At 30.4% G+C, this 661-nt stretch carries 1 pseudogene; it reads right to left on the bottom strand.

The features are described from left to right. Window positions 1–641, bottom strand: a pseudogene (locus tag KPL50_RS26680) (sensor histidine kinase); the annotation flags it as partial. Between the last annotated feature and the right edge of the window lie 20 nt (window positions 642–661).

Below are 661 nucleotides of genomic sequence, written 5' to 3'. Positions count from 1 at the left end.
GATAAAAGCACATCATTAAATTCTTTAATTCCTGAATATTTTATGTCAAAGTCCAAATCCTGCTTCTTGATTTTTTCAGTAGCCTGCAATAGAGGACTTAAATGTTTATTTAGTTTTTTTGCATATATTGCAGTAGTAATAAAAACAATAAAAAAATATATTATAGCAAAAATTACAACCATGGTTTTTTGTGGACCTGGTAAATGTTTATTTAAAAACTCAGATTGATACCTCATTTGAAGATAGTACTGTAAAACACAAGACCCATCTTGCCTTTCAATGAAATAGTAGCACTTTTTTCTTCCATCATTTGAGTAAGTACCCTTAGCATATTCTATTGCGGTCAGTAAGTCCTTACCATCTAAATTTGTTTTTGTAACTTTATATTTTTTGTTAAGGACAGCGAATTTGCATCCATCTGGTATCATATTCTCTGTGATTTCAGGTGTTGATGCAAGCAATGGCTTAGCGCCTCTAGCCAAATTCTCACTGTAATTTGGTTGAATAATCATACTTTTTATTTGCATTAGAACAAAAATCGCAAAATATAGTCCGACGAAAACAATAAATGCAACTACTAAAGTTAATAAATACTTAAAAAAGACTGCCTTTAGCGTAAAAGTTTTTTTCTTTACTTCCATTTATATCCTATCCCCCATAC

Origin of the sequence: Clostridium sp. CF012 (assembly GCF_018861755.1) — a bacterium.
GTDB lineage: Bacteria > Bacillota > Clostridia > Clostridiales > Clostridiaceae > Clostridium_AD.
Note: the sequence above shows the minus strand (reverse complement) of the source record. Positions and strands in the feature narration are given on the sequence as shown.